Consider the following 20,851-nt stretch of genomic DNA (forward strand, 5'->3'; position numbering starts at 1 on the left):
TCCCGCAAGTGCGGCAAACAAGAGCGGCCCCCAACGAGCTGTCCCGCGAGCCCCGGCCCCTCACCCCCGACCCTCTCCCCGGAGGGAGAGGGAGCAGTGCGTGTTACACCGCGCGGGCGTCCGCCTCGGCACGCGCCAGCGCCCGGCGCTCGCGGCGCAGCCGCAGCCAGTCGGAGAAGCGTTCCATGTAGAGGTAGATCACCGGCGTGGTGTACAGCGTGACCAGCTGCGAGAGCAGCAGGCCGCCGACGATCGACACGCCCAGCGGCCGCCGCAATTCCGCGCCGATGCCGTTGCCGAGCGCCAGCGGCAAGGCACCGAGCATCGCCGCGGCGGTGGTCATCATGATCGGGCGGAAGCGCAGCAGGCAGGCGCGGCGGATCGCATCACGCGCGTTGCGCCCCTCGCGCTGCGCCTCGATGGCGAAGTCGATCATCATGATCGCGTTCTTCTTGACGATGCCGATCAGCAGCACGATGCCGACGATGCCGTCCACCGACAGGCTCATGCCGCACAGGATCAGCGCAAGCAGCGCGCCCACGCCGGCCGGCGGCAGCGTCGAGATGATGGTCAACGGGTGGATGTAGCTCTCGTAGAGCACGCCCAGCACGATGTAGATCACCACGATCGCCGCCAGCAGCAACAGCACCTCGTCGCCCAGCGAGGCGTTGAACTCGGCCGCCTTGCCGATGAATTCACCGCGCACCTGCGGCGGGAAGCTGAGCTGCGCCTCGACCTCGTGGATGGCGTCGACCGCCTGCGACAGCGAGTAGCCCGGCGCCAGGTTGAACGACAGCGTCACCGCCGGCAGCTGCTGCTGGTGGCTCACCACCAGCGGCGCATTGGTGACCTGCGCGGTGGCCAGCGAGGCGATCGGGATGGTGCCCCCGGCACCGATCTGGAAGCCGACGTTGCCCGTATTGCCGATGCCCGAAGGCGTGGCCGAGTTGGCCGAGGTCAGCTGGCCGAAGCTGGTGGCATTGGAACCGGTCAGCGCGCCCGAGCCGTTGCCGCGCACGGTGAGCTTGTTGAGCAGGTCGCGGCTGGAACGGAACTCCGGCGCCACCTCCAGCACCACGCGGTACTGGTTCAACTGGGTGAAGATGGTCGAGATCTGGCGCTGGCCGAAGGCGTCGTACAGCGTGTCGTCGATGGTCTGCACCGGCACGCCCAGGCGGCTGGCTTTCTCGCGGTCGATGGTCAGCTTCAGCGCGTTGCCCTGGTCGGCCAGGTTGTTGTCCACGTCGGCCAGTTCGGGCCGCTGGCGCAGCGCCTGGGTCATCTGCTCGGCGTACTTGGCCAGTTCCGACGAGTTCACCTCGGACAGCGAGTACTGGTACTCGGTGGCGGCGACGCGGCTGTCCAGCGTGACGTCCTGCACGGGCTTGAGGTACAGCGCCACGCCCGGGATGTTGGCCACCGCCTGTTGCAGCCGCGGCACCACCTCGTCCAGGCCGCCGCGGTCGCCGCGATCCTTCAGCACGATCGAGAGCTGGCCCTGGTTGAGCGTCGGGTTGATGGTGCCGGCGCCGATGAAAGCGGCCACGCCGGACACGGCCGGATCCTTGCGCAAGGCATCGGCGACCGCCTTGGTGCGTTGCTCCATCTGCGGAAAGGCGACGTTCTCGTCCGCCTGCACCACGCCGGTGATCAGGCCGGTGTCCTGCTCGGGCAGCAGGCCCTTGGGAATCACCACGTAGAGGATCACCGTGAGCACCACCGTGGCGCCGGCTACCAGCATGGTCAGGCGGCGATGGTCGAGCACCACGTCCAGCGTGCGGCCGTAGAAGTCGACCGTGCGCGTCCACAGGTTGCGCTTGCCGTGCACGGCGGCGTGCTCATGCGCAGCGTCGCCTTCCGGCAGTTGATCGGGCCTGAGGAGGTACGCACACATCATCGGCGTCAGCGTCAGCGACACCAGCATCGAGATCGCCACGGCGATGGTCAGCACCCAGGCGAACTCGTGGAACAGGCGGCCGGTGACGCCGGGCATCAGCAGCAGCGGCAGGAACACGGCGATCAGCGAGACGGTCAGCGAGAGCACCGTGAAGCCGATCTCCCTGGCACCGACCTCCGCTGCCTCCTTGCCGCTCTTGCCCTGCTCGATGTAGCGCACGATGTTCTCGATCATCACGATCGCATCGTCGACCACGAAACCGGTGGCCACGGTCAGCGCCATCAGCGAAAGGTTGTCCAGCGACATGCCGGTGAAGGCCATCACGCCGAAGGTGCCCAGCAGCGACAGCGGCACCGCCACCGACGGAATCACCGTGGCCCACAGCCGGCGCAGGAACACGAAGATCACCGCCACCACCAGGAACACGGTGAGGATCAGGGTGAACTCGACGTCGTGCACCGAGGCGCGGATGGTCACCGTGCGGTCGGCGAACACGTCCAGGTGCACGTCGGCCGGCAGCACCGCGCGCAGCGAGGGAAGCACGGCGCGGATCTGTTCCACCGTCTGCACGATGTTGGCGCCGGGCTGGCGGCGGATGTCCAGCAGCACCGCCGGCTTGCCGTTGGCCCAGGCGGCGAGCTGGTCGTTCTCCACGCCGTCGACGACGCGGGCGACGTCCTTCAGCCGCACCGGCGCGCCGTCCTTGTAGCTGATGATGGTCTGGCCGTAGGCGGCCGCGTCGGTGAGCTGGTCGTTGGTGCCGATCGAGTAGCTCTGCGTGGCGCCGTTCAGGGTGCCCTTGGGCGCGTTGACGTTGGCCGCCTGCAGCGAGGCGCGCACGTCTTCCAGCGTGAGCCCGAGGTTGGACAGCTGCGAGGGGTTGACCTGCACGCGCACGGCCGGGCGCACGTTGCCGGCGATCGAGACCAGGCCCACGCCCTGCACCTGCGAGAGCTTCTGCGCGATGATCGAGTCGGCAAGGTCGTTCACCTCGCGCAGCTGGCGGCTGTCCGAGGTGAGCATCAGCGTGAGGATCGGCGCGTCGGCCGGGTTCACCCGGTTGTAGACCGGCGGGTAGGGAAGGTTGTTGGGCAGCGTGCCCTTGGCCGAGCTGATCGCCGCCTGCACGTCCTGTGCGGCGATGTCGATGTCCCGGTCCATGTTGAACTGCAGGATGATCGTCGACAGGCCCGCGGACGAATCCGAGCTCATCATCGACAGGCCCGAGATCTGGCCGAGCTGGCGCTCCAGCGGCGTGGTCACCAGCGCCGCCATGGTGGTCGCGCTGGCGCCGGGGTACTGGGTGGTCACGACCAGGCTGGGCGCGTCGATCTCCGGCAGCGCCGACACCGGCAGCTGGCGGTAGCCGAGCACGCCCAGCAGCAGCACCGCCACCATCAGCAGCGAAGTAGCGATCGGGCGTCGGATGAAGAGGGTGGAAAAGCCCATGGGTTATCCGGTCTGTCTGTTAGGTAGAGGCGCGCCATCCGTGGATCGCCGCTCGCCCTGAGCGCAGCGGCGGTACCTGGGGCTACCCTTCCACTTCGGCCTGCGGCCTACGCTCAGGGCGAACGGCTTCTTTTGCTAGTCAGTGTCCGCGGCGACCGCGGCCACCACTCTTCTTGGCCTTGTCCAGTTCTTCCTTGGTCGGCGCCGGTGGCAGCTCGCCCGGCCTGAGCGGATTGACCTTGCTGCCGGGCTTGAGCCGGAACTGGCCCTCGGTGACCACGCGCTGGCCTTCGGCCAGGCCGCTGCCGATCATCACGGCGCTGTCGCCCACTTCCTGCGCGACCTTGACCGGCTGCATCTTGACCGTGTTGTCCGGCTGCAGCAGGTAGACGTAGTCGCCGTCCGGGCCGCGCTGCACCGCCTGCGCCGGAATCACCAGGCCGCCGCCGACCGTGCGCACCTTCAGCCGCACGTTGACGAACTGGCCGGGCCACAGCTCATTGCTGGCGTTCGGGAACTCCGACTTCAGGCGGAAGGTGCCGGTGCTGGCGTCGATCTGGTTGTCGATCACCTTGAGCACGCCGTTGTCGGCGAGCAGGCGCGAGTCGTCATGGCCGAGCGCCGCCACGGTCAGTTCGCCGCCGCCCTGCGAGGCCTGGCGCACCATGTCCAGGTTCTGCTCGGGCAGGTTGAACATCACGTTGATCGGATGCAGCTGGGTCAGCGTGACGATGCTGCTGGTGGTGGTCACGACGTTGCCCGGGTCGACGCCACGGATGCCGGCCAGACCATCGATCGGCGAAATCACCTTGGTATAGCCCAGCTGCACCTGCGCGTCGCGGATCTGCGCCTGGTCGGAGGCGAGCGTCGCCTGCAGCTGGCTGACCGTGTTGCGCAACGCATCCAGGTCCTGCTTGGCGATGTAGCCCTTCGGGCCGAGCTCCTGGCTGCGCGAATAATTGGCCTTGGCGGTGGCCAGCTGCGCCTGGTCCTGGTGCAGCCGCGCGACGGCCTGGTCGTAGGCGGCCTGGAAGGTGCGCGGGTCGATCTGCGCCAGCACCTGGCCCTTCTTCACCGGTTGGCCTTCGGTGAACTCCAGGCTGAGCAGGCGGCCACTCACCTGCGGGCTGACCACCACCGTGTTGAGCGCCTGCACCGTGCCCAGCGCGGTCAGATAGACCGGCACGTCCTGGCGCGCCACCGGCACCACGGTGACCGGCACCGGCGGTTGCTGCTCGCCTTCCTTGCCCTGGGCATGGGCCGGCCCAGCCTGGGGGCCGCCCGGCTTGTGCATCAGGCGCAGGCCGATCACGGCCAGCACCAGCACAACCACCACGACCAGCGCGATCTTCCAAAAACGCGACATGTGCAAAAGCTCCCGGAATGAATGTCGGCCGCTTCATCCGCGCCATGCGCAATCGAAGCCGACCCTGTGAAAAGCATAGGGTTACAGCAACGGGCTTGGACAATGCCAGTTGACAGGGGTGCCCCATGACCGATGACACGTTACCGACGGCAGGGGAATGCCATCGCCGCGCGCGATGCATTGCGAGGGTACCGCGTGCGCTGAAACTTGGACCGCGCTTTGATCTATAATCCGGCGTCTTGTCTGCCCGCGCCGGCCGCCCACGGGGCTTGCCGGCCCGTCCACTGATTACCTGGAGTGACTTGCGTGAGCGGTACCATGACCAAATCGGACCAGAGCTTCATCCGCCAGTTCAGCTGGCTGATCGCCGGTCTCCACGTACTGGCGCTGGTGTTGCTGATCATGGCGTACACCATCTACGCCCGCTCGCCGAAGGAAACCAACCCGCACGCGGCGCAGAAGGTGGCCGAGCGCCTGGCCCCGGCCGGTGCGGTGTACGCCGGCGACACCGGTCGCGCGGCCATGCTGGCGGCGCAGGACGCCGCGGCCAAGGCCGCCGCCTCGCAGGTCGCCTTCGGCGGCAGCACCGACGGCAAGACGATCTACGAAGGCCTGTGCCACAGCTGCCACACCGCTGGCGTGGCCGGCGCGCCCAAGCTGGGCGACAAGGCGGCCTGGGCACCACGCATCGCGCAAGGCATCGACACCCTGGTGCAGCATGCGATTCACGGCTACCACGGTCCCGATGGCAACTTCATGCCGCCGAAGGGTGGCATGCCGTCGCTCACCGACGAGCAGGTCAAGAATACCGTGCACTGGATCGTTGATCAGGCCAAGTAAAGTTGGCCTGATCCAACGGACTTTCGAAAAGCGCCGCCTACCGGGCGGCGTTTTTCGTTTGGCCCCTTTCTCTGTTGCGGGAGCGGGTTGGGGCGAGGAGCGGGGCTCGTGACGATCCCCTTCGGTAAGAGCTCTTTGCGAGCCGCGCTCGCGCATGGCGCAACCCTGGATTTGCGCCCAAACACGCTCCTACACGGAAGACTGACGCGCGACAGCCCAGTCGCCGACGAAGCGCTGCAACTGCGGGAAGAACGACTCGAAGCGCTCCTGCAGCGGCGCATCCAGCGCCTGCAGCACCGGCAGCATCCGGTCCAGCGGGTTGTCCCGCCGCAACCGCTGACCGATGCCGGCCAGTGCACGCTCGAGCACGACCGGGTCGGCATAGCCGGCAGGCAGGTCGTTGGCCTGCATGTAGCGCGCGAAGTGCTGCGCCGCGGGCGGCAGCAATGCACCGTGCCGCTGCAGCAGCTGGCGCAGGTCGGTCGAAAAGCCGTCCAGCGGTTGCGTCGACCAGCATGCGAAACCGCGCGCCAGGCAATGGTCGAACCACATGTCCAGCGCGATACCGGCATAGCGCCGGTACGGCGGCTCGAACAGCGCGCGCGCGGCGAGCACTTCGGGGTGGCGGTCGGTGTAACCATCGATCGCGCGGTGCAGCGCAATGCCCTCGCGCACCCCGGCCGGCAGCAACGGATCCGGCGCCCCGCGCACGAAATCGCCGAGCACGCCGCCCAGGCGCCACGCCTCGTCCGGCCCGGCCAGCAGCGCATGGGCCAGGTGGTTCACGGGCGCTCCCGCCACGGACGCGACGGCCGGTGCACGGCCGCGACGGTTATCATTGCACGCATGACGCCCACCACCATTCCCGACAATCCCGCCAGCTTTCCAACGGAAGAGTCGAGCTTCGCGCTCGACGGCCCCGCCGGCAAGCTGGAGGCGATCAGCAACGTGGCCGAGCCCGCCGAGGCGCGCCGCGGCACGGCGGTGATCTGCCATCCCAACCCCGTGCAGGGCGGCACCATGCACAACAAGGTGGTGACGATGGTCGAGCGCAGCCTGCGTGAGTCGGGGCTGGATACGCTGCGCTTCAACTTTCGCGGCACCGGCGCCTCCGAAGGCAGTTACGACGAGGGCAACGGCGAAAGCGAGGACCTGGCCGCGGTGGCCGCATGGGTGCGCCGCGTGCGCCCGGGCGATGCGCTGTGGCTGGCCGGGTTCTCCTTCGGCAGCTACGTCACCATCCGCAACGCGGTGCGGCTGAAGGCGGCCGCGCTGGTGAGCATTGCGCCGCCTGCCGGGCGTTTTGCGCTGACCACGGTCGAGCCGCCGCAGTGCCCCTGGCTGATCGTGCAGGGCGAGGCCGACGAGGTGGTCGAGCCGCAGGCGGTATTCGACTGGATCGACAGCCTGCCGGTGACGCCCGAACTGGTGCGCATGCCCGAGACCAGCCACTTCTTCCATCGTCGGCTGATGGACCTGCGCGGCGCGGTCAAGCATGCGGTGCAGCCGTGGCTGCCGCCGCCGCGCCATGAATGAGCCGCTGTTGCTCCGCACCTGCAGCCCAGGGGAGCGCAGGTAGCGGTGCCATTCCACCCAGCTGTCCTCTTGCCGCCCTCCTCCTGCACCCAGGTCGAGGAGCCTCGATTCTGCGCGTTTGCCTCCTAGCCCGATGACCTTGCTCACCCCTTCCGCCCGCTACCACGAAGGCATCGCCGCGCACCGCTGGGAAGCCGATCCGGCGCAGCTGGCCGTTCTGCCGGAATTCGACCGCATGCACGCGGCGCTGTGCGCCAGGCCGGACAACGGCGGCCTGCTCGGCCGGCTGAAATCGCTATTCGGCGAGGATCCCCGCGCGCCGGCGCCCGGGCTGTACCTGTGGGGCAGCGTGGGCCGTGGCAAGACCTTTCTGATGGACCTGTTCGCCGCCAGCCTGCCCCACGGCGTGGCGCTGCGCCGGCATTTCCACCGCTTCATGGGGGAAGTGCACGCACACCTGCGCGAACTGGGCGAGCGTGCCGATCCGCTCGAAGCGGTGGCCGAAGGCCTGGCCGAGCGCTGCCGCGTGCTGTGCCTGGACGAGTTCCTGGTCAACGACATCGGCGATGCGATGATCCTGGCCAACTTGCTCGACGCGCTGTTCCGCCGCGGCGTGACGCTGGTGACCACCTCCAACACGCCGCCGGCAAACCTTTACCGGGACGGCCTGCAGCGCGCCCGCTTCCTGCCCGCCATCGCGTCGATCCAGAAGCACTGCCACGTGGTGGAAATGGTCTCGCCACACGATTGGCGCCTGCGCGCACTGACCCAGGCGCCGGTCTACCTGACCCCGCCCGGCGCCGAGGCCGAGCGCGCCCTGGCGCGCATCTTCTCCAGCCAGCGCCAGGGCGAGGCACGCCAGGACATCACGCTGGAAGTCAACGGCCGCCCCATCTCCGCCAGGGCGGAGGCCACGGGCGTGCTGTGGTTCGACTTCGAGGCACTGTGCGAAGGCCCGCGCGCCGTGGCCGACTACATTGCGCTGGCCCGCCTGGTGCCCACCGTGATCGTTTCCAACGTGCCGCAGTTTTCGATTTACAGCGAGGACGCAGCCAGGCGTTTCCTGTTGATGGTGGACGAGTTCTACGACCGTCACGTCAAGCTGGTGCTTTCTGCCGCCGCGCCGATCACCGAGCTGTACGACGGCGAGCGTCACCGCGCCGAATTCAGCCGCACCGAGTCGCGCCTGATCGAGATGCAGAGCGAGCAATACCTGGCGCTGCCGCATCGCCCGGAATAGCCGCCGCTGCCACAGGCGACGCACGCGGTTCGGTCTGCGGCCGCCGTCCGCCGCCTCGCATTTTTTCGCATTGCGGCCGCCGAGGCGGCCGAAGTACTCTGGCCGACGGTTACTGCAGTTCCCACCAGGCCGGTCGGAGGGAGAGGACGCCATGCATACGACCGCGGAGCAAGACCCCGACGCAGCGCTCCTGGACGGGGAAGCCAGCTTCGGCGCCGGAGGGAGCCCGGCATCCGCGGACGGTTACGCCGTGCCCGGATTCGACGCGGTCGCGCAACTGGCCTCGGCCTCGCTCGACGTGGCGATGGTCTCGCTGGTGCTCAACAACGGCAGCGCCTACTGGTACAGCCGCGATCCCGCCGCGCACGGCAGCCATGTGCTGCACCCGCTGTACCTGGAAGCGGCACGCCGCGGCACCGGCCAGGTGCTGCCGGACATCGCAGCCGACGCGCGCTACCGCGACACGCCGCCACTGACCGGCCCATCCCCTGCGACCTTGCGCTTCTTCGCCTGCGAACCGGTCTATACGCTCAACGGCCGCCACGTCGGCGCGCTGTGCGTGATGGACCACGCCCCGCGCGCCAGCCTGGGCGAGGCCGGCCGCAACGCCTTGCTGCAGTCCGCGCGGCTGGCCGGCGCCGGCGTGGTGCTGGGGGGCTACCTGGGCCGCACCGATCCGGTCACCCAGCTGCCGCACCGCAGCGCGTTCTTCGAGGATCTGCGCGCGCGCCGGCAGAACGGCGCGCAGCGGGCCTGGCTGATCGCCATCGAGGTGGCGCCGGTGGAGCGCTTCAATGCGTTCGTGCGGGCGATGGGTTTCGCCTACGCCGACGAATTGATGCGCGCGGTGGCCGCACGCGTGCTCGAATGGATGCCCACCGACACCCGCCTGTACCAGGTCGGCGTGACGCGCTTCGCGGCGGTGCTGCCCGACGCTGACGTGCCGCTGGAGACCGGCCAGCTCGACGACCTGGTCGCGCGCCTGCGCACGCCGGTCATCTGCATGGACATCCCGCTCACGCTGCAACCGGGTGTGGGCCTGCTCGAACTGGACATGCGCCAGCTCGACGGCGCCGACCCGCTGCGTCGGGTGATGAGCGCCTCCTATGCCGCGCAGCGCAGCCCGCGCGGCTGGGCCTTGTACGAACGCAGCCAGGACGAGCGCCACCGGCAGGAATTCTTCCTGGTCACCGAGCTGGCCGCCGCGCTGACCGAACGCACCGAGCTGTACCTGCACTACCAGCCGCGGGTGCGCCTGAGCGATGGCAAATGCATCGCGCTGGAGGCGCTCGCGCGCTGGCGGCATCCGACGCTCGGCGAGGTGCCGCCAGGCCAGTTCGTTCCCCTGGCCGAGCGCGCCGGCCTGATGCGCTCGCTGACCGGCTGGGTACTCGATCACGGCGTGGCGCAGCTGGCCGCGTGGCACCGTGCCGGCCACGATATCGGCCTGTCGATCAACATCTCCAACGCCGACTTCGATGCCGACCTGGTCACCCGCCTGCAGGCGGTGTCCTCGCGCCATGCCGTCGATCCGCGCGCGCTCGAGCTCGAATTCACCGAAACCACGCTGCTGGCGCACAGCGACGCCACCCGCCGCCACCTCGACGCCGTGCGCGAGCTCGGTGCCGGCATCGCCATCGACGATTTCGGCACCGGCTACAGCAACCTCGCTTCGTTGCGGCAGATGCCGGCGACCTGTCTGAAGATCGACCAGTCGTTCGTGCGCGCGATGGATGCCAGCCGGCACGACGCAGCGATCGTGCGTTCGACCGCAGCACTCGCGCACGACCTGGGTTTCCGGGTGGTGGTCGAAGGCGTGGAGACGCGCCGCATCTACGAGACCGTTCGGCGCATGGCCTGCGACGAAGTGCAGGGCTTCCACGTCTCGCGCCCGCTCGCCGCCGCGGCCGTGCCGCCCTGGCTCGAGCGCGCCGCCGACTGGCACCAGGCCGACGGCGGGGATGCCTCGTGAGACTGACCGATATCCTGCGCGACCAGCATGCGCAGCTGTACGTCCTGCTCGACGAGCTGCGGCGCTTCGGCGTGGCCGGCGACGAAGGCGGCGACCGCCTGGAGAAAGCGCGCCAGGCGATGCTTTCGCACCTGAGCCTGGAGGACAACCGGCTCTACCCGGCCCTGCACGCACACCCGGCGACCGCCGGGCTGGCCCACCAGTACGCCGACGAGATGCAGCAGCTCACCCCTGCGCTGGTCGCGTTCTTCGACACCTACCGCGAAGGCAGCACCGACCCTCTGGCGTTCTCGCGCAGCCTGGAGCAGCTGCTGGCTGTGCTGCGGCAGCGCATCGGGCGCGAGGAAGAGCGGCTCTATCCAGCCTACGAGGCGCACTGCGAGCCGATCGCAGACGGCCCGCCGTAGCAGCTGCGCGGGGCACGGCCGGAAGGCTTGGCGTCGTTCCGCGGGGGTTCGACAGGACTACTCGCGCCTGGCCACCTTCAGCACGCTGACCTTGCCATTGGCTTCCAGCCGCACTTCGGCGGCATCGCCGATGTCGCGCACCCCCTTTTCGCGCAGCGCACGGCGGAAGGCCGCTTCGGACATGTCGTGCCGGCGCAGCGCACCGTCGAGGATCTGCCCTCCGCGGGCGAGCAGGCTGTCCTTGCCCTCCACCACGCGCTCGAGCCAGGGCCAGCGTGCGCACGCCCATCCCATCGCCTTGTCCAGCAGAAAGATGGGTATCACCCCGATCACCGCCGACAGCGGCGACTTGTCCTCGCCGGTGATCGCGATGCGCAACGTGCTGCCGACCAGCATCAGCACCACGATGTCGAACGTCGTCATGTCGCCGAACGCGCGCTTGCCGATCAGCCGCAACACGATCAGCAGGCACAGGTAAACCCCCGCCCCGCGCAACACGTAGACCCACCACGGATCGGACAGGTGCATGGCGTCAGCCGGTCGAGCCACCCATCACCGGCAGGATCGCGCCATTGATGTAGCTGGAGCAGCTGGGCGCGGCCAGGAACACGTACGCCGGCGAAAGTTCCTCCGGCTGCGCCGGTCGGCCCAATGGATTGTGCTGGCCGAACCTGGCGACCTGCCTGGCCTGCTTGTCGGCAGGATTGAGCGGTGTCCACACCGGCCCCGGCGCCACCGCGTTGACCCGGATCCCGCGGCCGACCAGGTTGCTCGCCAGCGACATGGTGAAGGCGTGGATCGCACCCTTGGTCGCCGAATAGTCGAGCAGGTGCGCGTTGCCGAACAGGCCGGTCTCCGAGCCGGTGTTGATGATCGCGCTGCCCGCGTGCAGGTGCGGCAACGCGGCCTTGGCCATGTGGAAATAGCCGTAGATATTGGTGCGCATGGTGAGGTCGAAGTGCTCCTCGGTGATGTCCTCCAGCGCGTCGGCGTGTTCCTGGAACGCGGCGTTGTTGACCAGTACGTCGAGTCGACCGAATTCATCCACCGTCTGCTGCACCGCCTGTTCGCAGAAGTCCGGGTCACGCACGTCGCCGCGGATCAGCAGGCAGCGCTGGCCTTCCTTTTCCACATGGCGCTTCGTTTCGCGCGCGTCGTCGTCCTCGGACAGGTAGACCACCGCCACGTCGGCGCCTTCGCGCGCGAACAGGACGGCGACCGCGCGGCCAATGCCTGAATCGGCACCGGTGATGATCGCGGCCATGCCTTCGAGCTTGCCGCTGCCACGGTAATCGGGCGCCTCGAACTGCGGGCGCGGATCGAGCTTCGCTTCCTTGCCCGGCTTGCGCAGGTGTTGCTCGGGCAAGGGCGGGCGCGGCTTCGGGCGCGGACTGGTCGGTGCCGGCTGCTTCTTCGCCGCGGCCTTCTTGCTGGCGGATTTGGACACCTTGGCCTGCTGCTTGTGCTGGTCCTTCGCGTCGGTCTGCTTCTGCACGCGCCGCTCCTTGGTGGCCGCGCCGTCGCTGCCGTTGCGCCGGGAAGAGATTTTCGAAATCGCCATCGTTCGGCTCCCGTCGTGGCTGGGTATGGCTCGCGACGATAGGCAGCGCGCCGTGGCGGACAGGTGAGCATGGCGTTGCATCGCGACGGCCGGTTTGTTCCCTTGCCCGACCCGTCTGTCTTCGGGAAAGCGGCCAAAGCCCGGCCTCACCCAGACATCCTTCGCGCCGAGCATGGGCGCGCCGCGTCCGAAGTCGAGGCGCTCGCCTCGAGCCACCCACCGAACTCCTGGCTCCCGGAGAGGGTGCCGACAGGCGCTGAGGGTTCGGCCGCTGCGGGAACGCCGGCATGCCGAATCCTCCTCCGGGAGGCGAGCCCTCGCATGGCGCGAGACGTAACCACGAAATGTTGGGTTGACCGGCGCCAATCAACACGATATGTTGTGTCTCGTCGGTGCCCGTCCAGACGCGACTGTCGGTCGGGCTTAAAAGGGAATCCGGTGCGAATCCGGAACTGCCCCGCAGCGGTAAGCGGAAACGAACGCCCTCACATGCACTGGGCCGCAGCGCCTGGGAAGCGAGCGCAAGTAGGCGGGATCGAGCGATCCCACGTCCGCGAGTCCGAAGACCTGCCGGCACGTCGGGCCCAAGGGCCGACGGTCGCGTCGGATGAGACGTGTCCGTTCGATCCTGACGCGGCCCGGCGCGGGTGACCGCTTCCGCGGGGAGGCGCGTTGCATGCGGGCAATCTTCGTCCGCGTGATGCGCATGTTCCGTGGCAAGCGAACCCTCAGGCCCTGCGCGCGGGAGCAGGCGTTTGATGTTTTCGGAACCGTCGCGTCGCTGCGTTCTCCTCCGTATCGGCGCGGCGGCTTCCTTTCCGGAGATCCGCATGGACACCCTCGACACCCCCGCCCGCGAAGGCACGCCCGCCGCATGCGCCGACGACGGCTTCGCGCTGACCTCGCCGCACAGCCCCGCGCAGATGCGCGTGACCAAGCGCAACGGCGCCACCGAAAGCGTCGACGTCAACAAGATCGTGCGCGCGGTGACGCGCAATGCCGATGGCCTGCACGCAGTCGATCCGTTGCGCGTGGCGTTGAAGACCATCGGCGGCCTGTACGACGGTGCGAGCACGGCGGAGCTGGACCAGCTCTCGATCCGCACGGCTGCCGCACTGACCGCCGAGGAACCTGAGTACGGCCAGCTCGCCGCGCGCCTGCTCGGCGCCTACATCGACAAGGAAGTGCGCGGGCAGGAGATCCAGAGCTTCTCCCAATCGATCGCGCGCGGCGCCGAGCTTGGACTGCTCAACGCACGCCTGCGCGATTTCGTCGCCGCGCACGCGCGCAAGTTGAACGACGCGATCGACCCTCTGGCCACGCGCCGCTTCGAATACTTCGGCCTGCGCACGGTGTACGACCGCTACCTGCTGCGCCATCCGCAGGCGCGCACGGTGATCGAGACGCCGCAGCATTTCTTCATGCGCATCGCTTGCGCGCTTGGCGACAACGATGTCGGCGAGACGCTGCAGCTCTACCGCCTGTTCTCGGCGCTGGAATATATCGCCAGCTCGCCGACGTTGTTCAACGCCGGCACCGCGCACGAGCAGCTGTCGTCCTGCTTCCTGCTCGATTCGCCGGCCGATTCGCTGGAAGCGATTTACGACACATACGCGGATGTCGCCAAGCTTTCCAAGTTCGCCGGCGGCATCGGCCTTTCGTTCACCCGCGTGCGCTCGCGCGGCTCGCTGATCCGCGGCACCAACGGCCATTCCAATGGGCTGGTGCCGTGGCTGAAGACGCTTGACGCTTCGGTCGCCGCGGTCAACCAGGGCGGCAAGCGCAAGGGTGCGGCGTGCGTCTACGTCGAACCGTGGCACGCGGACGTCGAGGAGTTCCTGGAATTGCGCGACAACACCGGCGACGAGGCGCGGCGCACGCACAACCTCAACCTCGCCAACTGGATCCCCGACGAGTTCATGCGCCGCGTGGAGGCCGACGGCGACTGGTCGCTGTTCGACCCGAAAGCCGTGCCGCAGCTGGTCGACCTGTGGGGCGTGGCCTTCGAGCATGCCTACCGAGGGGCGGAAGCCGCTGGCCTGGCGGTGAAGAGGGTCAAGGCGCGCGAACTCTATGCACGCATGCTGCGCACGCTGGCGCAGACCGGCAACGGCTGGATGACCTTCAAGGACCGCTGCAACGCCACCGGCAACCAGACCGCCGAGCCGGGCAACGTGATCCACCTGTCCAACCTGTGCACCGAGATCCTGGAGGTGACCTCTGCCGACGAGACGGCCGTGTGCAACCTGGGCTCGATCAACCTGGCGCGGCACGTGGCGGACGGCGCCTTCGACTTCGCCAAGCTCGCGGCCACCGTGCGCACGGCGGTACGCCAGCTCGACCGCGTCATCGACCTCAACTTCTACCCCATCGCCACGGCGCGCGCGGCCAATCGCAAGTGGCGGCCGGTGGGACTGGGCGTGATGGGCCTGCAGGACGTGTTCTTCCAATTGCGCCTGCCGTTCGACTCGGCGGAGGCATTGGCGTTGTCCACGCGGATCGCCGAAGAGATCTACTTCCACGCGCTGGAGCAGTCCTGCGAACTGGCCGGACGGGCGGGCGCGCACCCGGGCTTTGCGCAGACCCGCGCGGCGCGCGGCGAGCTGCAGTTCGATTACTGGCCGCAGGCCGAAGCGCACGACCAGGCGCGCTGGGGCGCCCTGCGCGAACGCATCAGGACCGACGGCCTGCGCAACTCGCTGCTGATTGCCATCGCCCCCACCGCGACCATCGCCTCGATCGCCGGCTGCTACGAATGCATCGAGCCGCAGGTATCGAACCTGTTCAAGCGCGAGACGCTCTCGGGCGACTTCCTCGTGGTCAACCGCTATCTGATCGAGGAGCTCAAGACGCTGGGCCTGTGGACGGCCGAGATACGCGATGCGATCAAGCTGGCGGAAGGCTCCATCCAGGGCATCGGCGCGATCCCCGAACGCCTGCGCCAGGTCTACCGCACCGTATGGGAACTTCCGCAGAGGGCGCTGATCGACCTCGCCGCCGCGCGCGGCGCATACATCGACCAGAGCCAGTCGCTCAACCTGTTCATGGAGAACCCGAACATCGGGCAGCTTTCCTCGATGTACATGTACGCGTGGAAGGCGGGCATCAAGACCACGTACTACCTGCGCTCGCGGCCGGCGACGAAGATCGCCAAGACCACGGTCGCCGCCGTGCCCGAGCAGAGCCAGGCAAGCGCCGCGGTGTTTTGTTCACTGGAGAACCCGGAGTATTGCGAGGCCTGCCAGTGACGGGACACGCGCATGCAGCCTTATCGCCACCTGGACAGCCATTCGGGCGTCACCGCTTACGAACTCGGCGCGGACTGGATTCGCGTCTGGTTCGTCAACGGCGCGGACTACAGGTATTCCGCGGCCCGCGCGGGAGCCGAGCATGTGCGGAACATGCAGATCCTCGCGCAGGCCGGCGAGGGCCTGGCGACCTACATCAGCAAGTTCGTCCATGACGACTACGACCGCGAGGCTTGAAAGACGCCCTCTCCCACCGGGAGAGGGCTTGGGGGGAGGGTGCGACCCTTGCCAGGAATCCGTTCACCCCGAGCGTAGGCACAAATCGCCGAAATCGAAAGGCGGCCCGCCTCGGCATCCACGCACGATGCCTACACCCTGATCCGCCCCGGCGGGGCACCTTCTCCCTGAGGAGAAGGAACACGCATACCCAAGGCCCACCTGATGACAAGCCAACTGCTCGACCCCGGCTACGCCCTCACCCTGCGCCCGATGCGCTATCCGGCTTTCTACGAGATGTACCGCGCCGCCATCCGCAACACCTGGACGGTGGACGAGGTCGACTTCACGCCCGACCTCAACGACCTCAACGACAAGATGAGCCCCGCCGAGCGCCACCTGATCCAGCGCCTGGTCGCCTTCTTCGCCACCGGCGACACTATCGTGGCCAACAACCTGGTGCTCAACCTCTACCAGCACGTCAACGCGCCCGAAGCGCGCATGTACCTCTCGCGCCAGCTCTACGAGGAAGCGCTGCACGTGCAGTTCTACCTGACCCTGCTGGACACCTACATCCCCGATCCGGGTGAGCGGCACAAGGCGTTCGTCGCGATCGAGGCGATTCCGTCGATCCGCGCGAAGGGCGAGTTCTGTTTCAAGTGGATCGACTCGATCCAGCACCTGCGCCACCTGGGGAACCGCGAGCAACGGCGGCAGTTCCTGCTCAACCTGATCTGCTTCGCCGCCTGCATCGAGGGCCTGTTCTTCTATGCCGCCTTCGCCTACGTCTACTACCTGCGCTCACGCGGCCTGTTGCACGGCCTGGCCTCGGGCACCAACTGGGTGTTCCGCGACGAGAGCGGGCACATGGCGTTCGCCTTCGAAGTGGTGCGCACGGTCCGCGCCGAGGAACCCGAATTGTTCGACGACGCGCTGCACGCTCAGGTGGGGCAGATGCTGGACGAGGCGATCGCCTGCGAGACGCAATTCGCGCAGGACGTGCTCTCCGGCGGCGTGGCGGGGTTGTCGGTGAAGGACATGCGCCAGTACCTCCAATACTGCGCCGACCAACGCCTGGCTCAGCTGGAGCTGCCGAAGAAGTATGGCGCCTCCAACCCGTTCGACTTCATGGACCTGCAGGACGTGCAGGAGATCACCAACTTTTTCGAGCGGCGCGTGTCGGCCTACCAGGTCGGCGTCCAGGGCGAGGTGGCGTTCGACATCGCGTTCTGAGACGCTGACCGCCCCCGTCGCGAGTAACCGATGAGCCTGGCCGACGCCACCGTGCTGTTCGACAGCCCGCTGCTGCGGATCACCGGCGTCGAATGCCGGCACCCGCGCGGCGGCTGCAGCTGCGAGCGCGGCGATGAGCGTACCCATCTGGCGCTGCTGCGCCGCGGCGGCTTTGGCTACCACCTGCGCAACACGATGTACGTGGGCGACCCGGCCACCGCACTGCTCTACCGCGCCGGCGACAGTTACCGCATCTCGCATCCGTTCGACGGCGGCGATGCCTGCACCTGCTTCGAGCTGGCGCCGGAGCACGAGGAAGAACTGTTCGGCCGCCGCCTGTGCGACACGGCCGATGCCGCGCGGATGGTCAGCCCGGCCGAGCAATACGCACATCGCGCGCTGCACGCTGCGCTGGTGAGCCGTGGCGCCGACCCACTGGCAACGGAGGAAGCGGCCAGCTCGCTTTGCCACGGCATCCTGCACCGTGCCGCGCTTCCCGAGGCAACGCTTTCGGTTGCCGCGCGGCGCCTGGCCGGACGCGCCCGGGAGGCGTTGCTCGCCAATCCCGCCGACGATGCGGGCCTTGCGGTGCTGGCGGCGCGCCTGGGCTGCTCCCCTTTCCATCTGGCGCGGGTGTTTCGCCGCGCCTTCGGCCTGTCCCTCACCGACTACCGCACACGGCTGCGCCTGGCGCTCGCCTTGGAACGGCTCGCCGCCGGCACGGAAGATCTCGCTGCGCTCGCCTGCGAACTGGGCTTCAGCCACCACAGCCATTTCGGCGCGGCCTTCCGCCGGCATGTCGGGCTCACGCCCGCGGTGGCACGGGAGCGTCTCCGCGCCGCCACAGCCGCGCGCATGGGCAGGTTTTTGATAGCGGCGCAGCAGTCCTCTCGCTAGCGTGCAAGGCGCCCCAACGGAGGACGTCATGAAATCAGCCACCGCCCTGCTCGCCCTTGCCGTCGCCTTCCATGCCCTCGACGTCCATGCCACCGCGCCGCACGCCATGCTGCCGCCGGCGCTAGCCAAAGCCGTCGCCGCGTTCGATCGTGCCCAGATGCAGGGCGACGGCGTGGCGCTCGCGCATTTGCTCGCCGACGACTACGTGCTGTTCAACAGCCGCGGCCTGGTCGAGGACAAGGCCGCCTTCATTCGCGACTACACCGCGCCCGGCACCTCGATGAAGCCGTTCACGGTGGAGGACGAGGTGGTTCGCCACTGGCCGGGTGGCGCCGTGCTCGGCGGCGCGGTCACGCTAGAGGGCATCAGCGAGGGCAAGCCGTACAAGGTGCGGCTGCGCTTCGCCGACATCTGGGCCGAGCGCGATGGACGCTGGCAGGTGGTCTTCACCGAGGCGACCCGCGCCCCCTCGCCGTAATTCAACGGCTCCCTCTCCGCGCCGGCGGGAGGCCCGCGCTGAGAGGGCCGGTCCCGCAGGAATCCATGGCATGACGGCGCTTTTCCCGACAATTCCCCGCCACGCCTGACTTTCCCCGCCAGCCTTGTCCCCTCAGCCCTCTTTCCGCAGGGGTGGGGGAGCCATGCCCATGTGACGGCCGGCCTATTGACTACAGCTGTAGTCATCGCTAGCTTGACTACAGCTGTAGTCAGGAAGCCGCCATGCCCCGCCCCTCCATTGGTGACCAGGAACTCGCTCTGCTCCACTACCTGGCCGAGCACGCGCCCGCATCGGTAGGCGAGGTCGCCGCCGGTTTCGGCGAGGCGCGCGGCCTGGCCCGCTCGACCGTGCTGACCATGATGGAGCGCCTGCGCGGCAAGGGTTACCTCAAGCGCCGGCAGGCCGGCGGCGTATACCGCTACAGCCCGGTCACCGCCCCGGGCGAAGCCATGCGCCATGCGGTCGGCAGCTTCGTGGAAAAAACCCTGAGCGGCTCGGTTTCGCCGTTCGTGGCGTATCTGTCCGAACGTGCCGAGGTCAGTGACGCCGAGCTGGCCGAACTCGAGGCACTGGTCGCCCAGCTGCAATCGCGCCGCAAAGAGTCCTGACCATGGCCACGCCCGCCGCGTTGCTGGATGTGCTGTCGTCGCGCCTGCTGTGGACCTCGGCGCAGGCCTGCCTGCTGATCGGCACGGTGGCGCTGGCCTGTCGCCTGCTGCCACGCTTGCCGGCGGCGACCCGGTGCGCGTTGTGGTGGCTGGTCGGCGCTCAGCTGGTGCTGGGCCTGGCCTGGCACGACCCGCTGCAGTTGCGTTGGTTGCCCGCTCCCACCACGGCGGCGATCTCGGTGGCACCGCCGGCGCCGGTCATGACGCTGCCCTTGGTCACGCGGAGCGCGCCGACCCCGGCAACCCCGATCACCACGCCCGCCGCAACGGCGTTTCCCTGGTTGCAGCTGCTGTTGGCGCTCTGGCTGGGCGGCGTACTGCTGCAACTGGCACTGGTCGCGCGGCAGGCGTGGCGCGCCGCGCAGGCTCGCCATGCTGCCCGACCGGCACCGCCGGACTGGCAGGCGGCCTGCCAGGTCCAGGCACGGCAGCTGGGTCTGCGTCGTGTGCCGAGGCTCGCCTTTTCGTCCGCAATCGCTTCGCCCCAGGTGCTCGGCGCCTGGCACCCGCTGGTGCTGTTTCCTGCCCACGCGCACCTCTCCGACGAGGAGACCGCCATGGCCATCGCCCACGAACTGGCGCACCTGCGCCGTGGCGACCTGTGGCTGGGCTGGGTTCCGGCGCTGGCGCAGCGGCTGTTCTTCTTCCACCCGCTGGTGGCCTGGGCGATGCGCGAATACGCGCTCAGCCGCGAGGCCGCCTGCGACGCCCGGGCACTGGCCTGCACCGGCGGCGAACCGCAGGCCTATGGCCGCCTGCTGCTGCGGCTGGGCGTGGCCACACCGCTCCCCTCCAGCCTGGCCGGGGCTTCCCCCACGTTCCACAACCTCAAGAGGCGACTGACCATGTTGCAGCACATCGAGGCCACTTCCCGCCGCAGCCGCGGCTGGCTGCTGCTCGTCGCGATCGCAACGGCGGGCGTGCTGCCCTACCGCGTGACCGCCGGCATTGCGACGGCTCCCGCGAGCCACGCCCAGGCCACGCCGGCGCCCGCTCCTGCCCCGAGCCCCGCGCCCGCCGCATTGCCGGCGCCTGCTGCGCAGCCGGCAACCGGGGTAGCCCATCGCATCCCGCCGCCGCCACCGGCTCCTCCGGCGCCCCCCCCGCCCCCGCCGCCGGCTCCTCCTGCACCGCCGCCGCCCCCGGTGCTGACGGGTTTCCCCGGCCACCACGTGCACGTCGATACCGATCCGGATGCGCGCAGCGGACTGGCCATCTTCGACGGCGACACCACGATCATCAACGGCAACGATGCCGACGTGTCGGCGGCGCGCCGGCTGCGGGACGGCGACAAGCCGCTGGTCTGGTTCCGGCATGCCGACAAGACGTATGTCGTGCACGACGAGGCGCTGGTCGCGCGCGCCAAGACGATCTATGCGCCGGTGACCGATATGGCGACCGAACAGGGGCGGCTTGCTGGAGAGCAGGGACGGCTCGCCGGCCGGCAGGCCGGGCTCGCCGCGCGCGACGCGGCCTTCGCACGCGAACAGGCGGAACTCGCCGGCGAAGCGGCCGAGCTGGCAGCACAGGCGGTGGAAGTCGGTACGGGCTCGGACGAGGCGGCTGAACGGGCCCGCGAATCGCGCCGGCAATCCATCGAGCAGCGGCAAGCCAGGCTGGAGCAGAGGCGCGCCGCCGTCCAGAAGGAGATCGCCGCGCAGCAACATGAGCTTGAAGCCCAGCAGGCGGCCTTCCAACGACAGCAGCAGACGCTCTCGCAACGCCAGCAGGACGTCAGCCGCAAGGCCGAGCAGCAGATGCAGCAGTTGCTGGAAGAGGCCATCCGCAGCGGCAAGGCGCAGCCGGTCCGCGCAAGCTGAGA

17 protein-coding genes and 1 riboswitch are annotated in these 20,851 nt (G+C 68.7%); of the genes, 12 read left to right on the top strand and 5 right to left on the bottom strand.

Going from position 1 to position 20,851, the window contains the following annotated elements:
• Positions 1-103 precede the first annotated feature (103 nt).
• Both BMZ38_RS05140 and BMZ38_RS05145 read right to left on the bottom strand, forming a co-directional pair.
• Positions 104-3,346, bottom strand: coding sequence for an efflux RND transporter permease subunit (locus tag BMZ38_RS05140; protein WP_091334972.1), 3,243 nt, complete (start codon positions 3,344-3,346; stop codon positions 104-106).
• A gap of 139 nt (positions 3,347-3,485) precedes the next feature.
• A complete protein-coding gene (locus BMZ38_RS05145; protein ID WP_091334975.1) occupies positions 3,486-4,712 on the bottom strand; it encodes an efflux RND transporter periplasmic adaptor subunit in 1,227 nt (408 codons plus the stop codon).
• Between the two features lie 318 nt (positions 4,713-5,030).
• On the opposite strand from BMZ38_RS05145, the gene BMZ38_RS05150 reads away from it, so the two are divergent.
• Positions 5,031-5,552 carry a c-type cytochrome gene (locus BMZ38_RS05150; protein ID WP_091334977.1) on the top strand — a complete coding sequence of 174 codons (522 nt, stop codon included), beginning with the start codon at positions 5,031-5,033 and terminating at the stop codon, positions 5,550-5,552.
• Between the two features lie 189 nt (positions 5,553-5,741).
• Here the strand turns inward: BMZ38_RS05150 and BMZ38_RS05155 are convergent, their stop codons facing one another.
• Positions 5,742-6,338 (bottom strand): acyl carrier protein phosphodiesterase, encoded by a 597-nt coding sequence (locus tag BMZ38_RS05155; protein ID WP_091334979.1) that lies wholly within the window; start codon positions 6,336-6,338, stop codon positions 5,742-5,744.
• 60 nt (positions 6,339-6,398) lie between these two features.
• Here BMZ38_RS05155 and BMZ38_RS05160 point away from each other — a divergent pair, with 60 nt between their 5' ends.
• The 4 genes from BMZ38_RS05160 (at position 6,399) to BMZ38_RS05175 (ending at position 10,707) form a co-directional block, all read left to right on the top strand.
• On the top strand, positions 6,399-7,088 hold the full coding sequence (locus BMZ38_RS05160; RefSeq protein ID WP_091334981.1) for an alpha/beta hydrolase: 690 nt from the start codon (positions 6,399-6,401) through the stop codon (positions 7,086-7,088).
• A gap of 133 nt (positions 7,089-7,221) precedes the next feature.
• Positions 7,222-8,328 carry a cell division protein ZapE gene (gene zapE / locus BMZ38_RS05165; RefSeq protein ID WP_091334983.1) on the top strand — a complete coding sequence of 369 codons (1,107 nt, stop codon included), beginning with the start codon at positions 7,222-7,224 and terminating at the stop codon, positions 8,326-8,328.
• A 151-nt stretch (positions 8,329-8,479) separates the two neighbouring features.
• Positions 8,480-10,300 carry a putative bifunctional diguanylate cyclase/phosphodiesterase gene (locus BMZ38_RS05170; RefSeq protein WP_091334985.1) on the top strand — a complete coding sequence of 607 codons (1,821 nt, stop codon included), beginning with the start codon at positions 8,480-8,482 and terminating at the stop codon, positions 10,298-10,300.
• Entirely contained in the window at positions 10,297-10,707 is a 411-nt protein-coding gene (locus BMZ38_RS05175; RefSeq protein ID WP_175483676.1) for a hemerythrin domain-containing protein, read from the top strand. The genes BMZ38_RS05170 and BMZ38_RS05175 overlap by 4 nt, the downstream gene beginning before the upstream one ends.
• Before the next feature lie 57 nt (positions 10,708-10,764).
• Here BMZ38_RS05175 and BMZ38_RS05180 read toward each other — a convergent pair whose 3' ends face one another.
• Positions 10,765-11,235, bottom strand: coding sequence for a DUF421 domain-containing protein (locus BMZ38_RS05180; RefSeq protein WP_091334987.1), 471 nt, complete (start codon positions 11,233-11,235; stop codon positions 10,765-10,767).
• A gap of 4 nt (positions 11,236-11,239) precedes the next feature.
• The gene (locus tag BMZ38_RS05185; RefSeq protein WP_091334989.1) at positions 11,240-12,268 is read right to left on the bottom strand and encodes an SDR family oxidoreductase; all 1,029 of its coding nucleotides are present in this window, start codon (positions 12,266-12,268) and stop codon (positions 11,240-11,242) included.
• A 373-nt stretch (positions 12,269-12,641) separates the two neighbouring features.
• A riboswitch (cobalamin riboswitch) is annotated at positions 12,642-12,857 on the top strand.
• A 241-nt stretch (positions 12,858-13,098) separates the two neighbouring features.
• Between BMZ38_RS05185 and BMZ38_RS05190 the strand changes: the two genes are divergently transcribed.
• The 7 genes from BMZ38_RS05190 to BMZ38_RS05220 all read left to right on the top strand — a co-directional run bounded on the left by BMZ38_RS05190 (position 13,099) and on the right by BMZ38_RS05220 (position 20,849).
• Complete coding sequence (locus BMZ38_RS05190; protein ID WP_091334991.1) at positions 13,099-15,516, top strand: ribonucleoside-diphosphate reductase subunit alpha; 2,418 nt, start codon at positions 13,099-13,101, stop codon at positions 15,514-15,516.
• Between the two features lie 12 nt (positions 15,517-15,528).
• Entirely contained in the window at positions 15,529-15,753 is a 225-nt protein-coding gene (locus tag BMZ38_RS05195; RefSeq protein WP_091334994.1) for a hypothetical protein, read from the top strand.
• Between the two features lie 204 nt (positions 15,754-15,957).
• Positions 15,958-16,965: a ribonucleotide-diphosphate reductase subunit beta gene (locus tag BMZ38_RS05200; RefSeq protein WP_091334996.1), complete on the top strand. Its 1,008-nt coding sequence runs from the start codon at positions 15,958-15,960 to the stop codon at positions 16,963-16,965.
• A gap of 30 nt (positions 16,966-16,995) precedes the next feature.
• On the top strand, positions 16,996-17,862 hold the full coding sequence (locus tag BMZ38_RS05205) for an AraC family transcriptional regulator (RefSeq protein ID WP_091334998.1): 867 nt from the start codon (positions 16,996-16,998) through the stop codon (positions 17,860-17,862).
• A gap of 28 nt (positions 17,863-17,890) precedes the next feature.
• Positions 17,891-18,340 (top strand): nuclear transport factor 2 family protein, encoded by a 450-nt coding sequence (locus BMZ38_RS05210; protein WP_091335002.1) that lies wholly within the window; start codon positions 17,891-17,893, stop codon positions 18,338-18,340.
• Positions 18,341-18,582: 242 nt separating this feature from the next.
• On the top strand, positions 18,583-18,969 hold the full coding sequence (locus BMZ38_RS05215) for a BlaI/MecI/CopY family transcriptional regulator (RefSeq protein ID WP_091335004.1): 387 nt from the start codon (positions 18,583-18,585) through the stop codon (positions 18,967-18,969).
• A 2-nt stretch (positions 18,970-18,971) separates the two neighbouring features.
• The gene (locus BMZ38_RS05220) at positions 18,972-20,849 is read left to right on the top strand and encodes a M56 family metallopeptidase (protein ID WP_091335007.1); all 1,878 of its coding nucleotides are present in this window, start codon (positions 18,972-18,974) and stop codon (positions 20,847-20,849) included.
• Positions 20,850-20,851 lie beyond the last annotated feature (2 nt).

Origin of the sequence: Frateuria terrea (assembly GCF_900115705.1) — a bacterium.
Classification (GTDB): Bacteria; Pseudomonadota; Gammaproteobacteria; order Xanthomonadales; family Rhodanobacteraceae; genus Frateuria_A; species Frateuria_A terrea.

Coding starts and splice junctions, on each gene's coding strand:
- BMZ38_RS05220 (WP_091335007.1), top strand. CDS start 18,972: ATGGCCACGCCCGCCGCGTTGCTGGATGTGCTGTCGTCGCGCCTGCTG.
- BMZ38_RS05150 (WP_091334977.1), top strand. CDS start 5,031: ATGACCAAATCGGACCAGAGCTTCATCCGCCAGTTCAGCTGGCTGATC.
- BMZ38_RS05200 (WP_091334996.1), top strand. CDS start 15,958: ATGACAAGCCAACTGCTCGACCCCGGCTACGCCCTCACCCTGCGCCCG.
- BMZ38_RS05180 (WP_091334987.1), bottom strand. CDS start 11,235: ATGCACCTGTCCGATCCGTGGTGGGTCTACGTGTTGCGCGGGGCGGGG.
- BMZ38_RS05205 (WP_091334998.1), top strand. CDS start 16,996: ATGAGCCTGGCCGACGCCACCGTGCTGTTCGACAGCCCGCTGCTGCGG.
- BMZ38_RS05190 (WP_091334991.1), top strand. CDS start 13,099: ATGGACACCCTCGACACCCCCGCCCGCGAAGGCACGCCCGCCGCATGC.
- BMZ38_RS05170 (WP_091334985.1), top strand. CDS start 8,480: ATGCATACGACCGCGGAGCAAGACCCCGACGCAGCGCTCCTGGACGGG.
- BMZ38_RS05195 (WP_091334994.1), top strand. CDS start 15,529: ATGCAGCCTTATCGCCACCTGGACAGCCATTCGGGCGTCACCGCTTAC.
- BMZ38_RS05215 (WP_091335004.1), top strand. CDS start 18,583: ATGCCCCGCCCCTCCATTGGTGACCAGGAACTCGCTCTGCTCCACTAC.
- BMZ38_RS05185 (WP_091334989.1), bottom strand. CDS start 12,268: ATGGCGATTTCGAAAATCTCTTCCCGGCGCAACGGCAGCGACGGCGCG.
- BMZ38_RS05210 (WP_091335002.1), top strand. CDS start 17,891: ATGAAATCAGCCACCGCCCTGCTCGCCCTTGCCGTCGCCTTCCATGCC.
- BMZ38_RS05140 (WP_091334972.1), bottom strand. CDS start 3,346: ATGGGCTTTTCCACCCTCTTCATCCGACGCCCGATCGCTACTTCGCTG.
- BMZ38_RS05160 (WP_091334981.1), top strand. CDS start 6,399: ATGACGCCCACCACCATTCCCGACAATCCCGCCAGCTTTCCAACGGAA.
- zapE (WP_091334983.1), top strand. CDS start 7,222: ATGACCTTGCTCACCCCTTCCGCCCGCTACCACGAAGGCATCGCCGCG.
- BMZ38_RS05145 (WP_091334975.1), bottom strand. CDS start 4,712: ATGTCGCGTTTTTGGAAGATCGCGCTGGTCGTGGTGGTTGTGCTGGTG.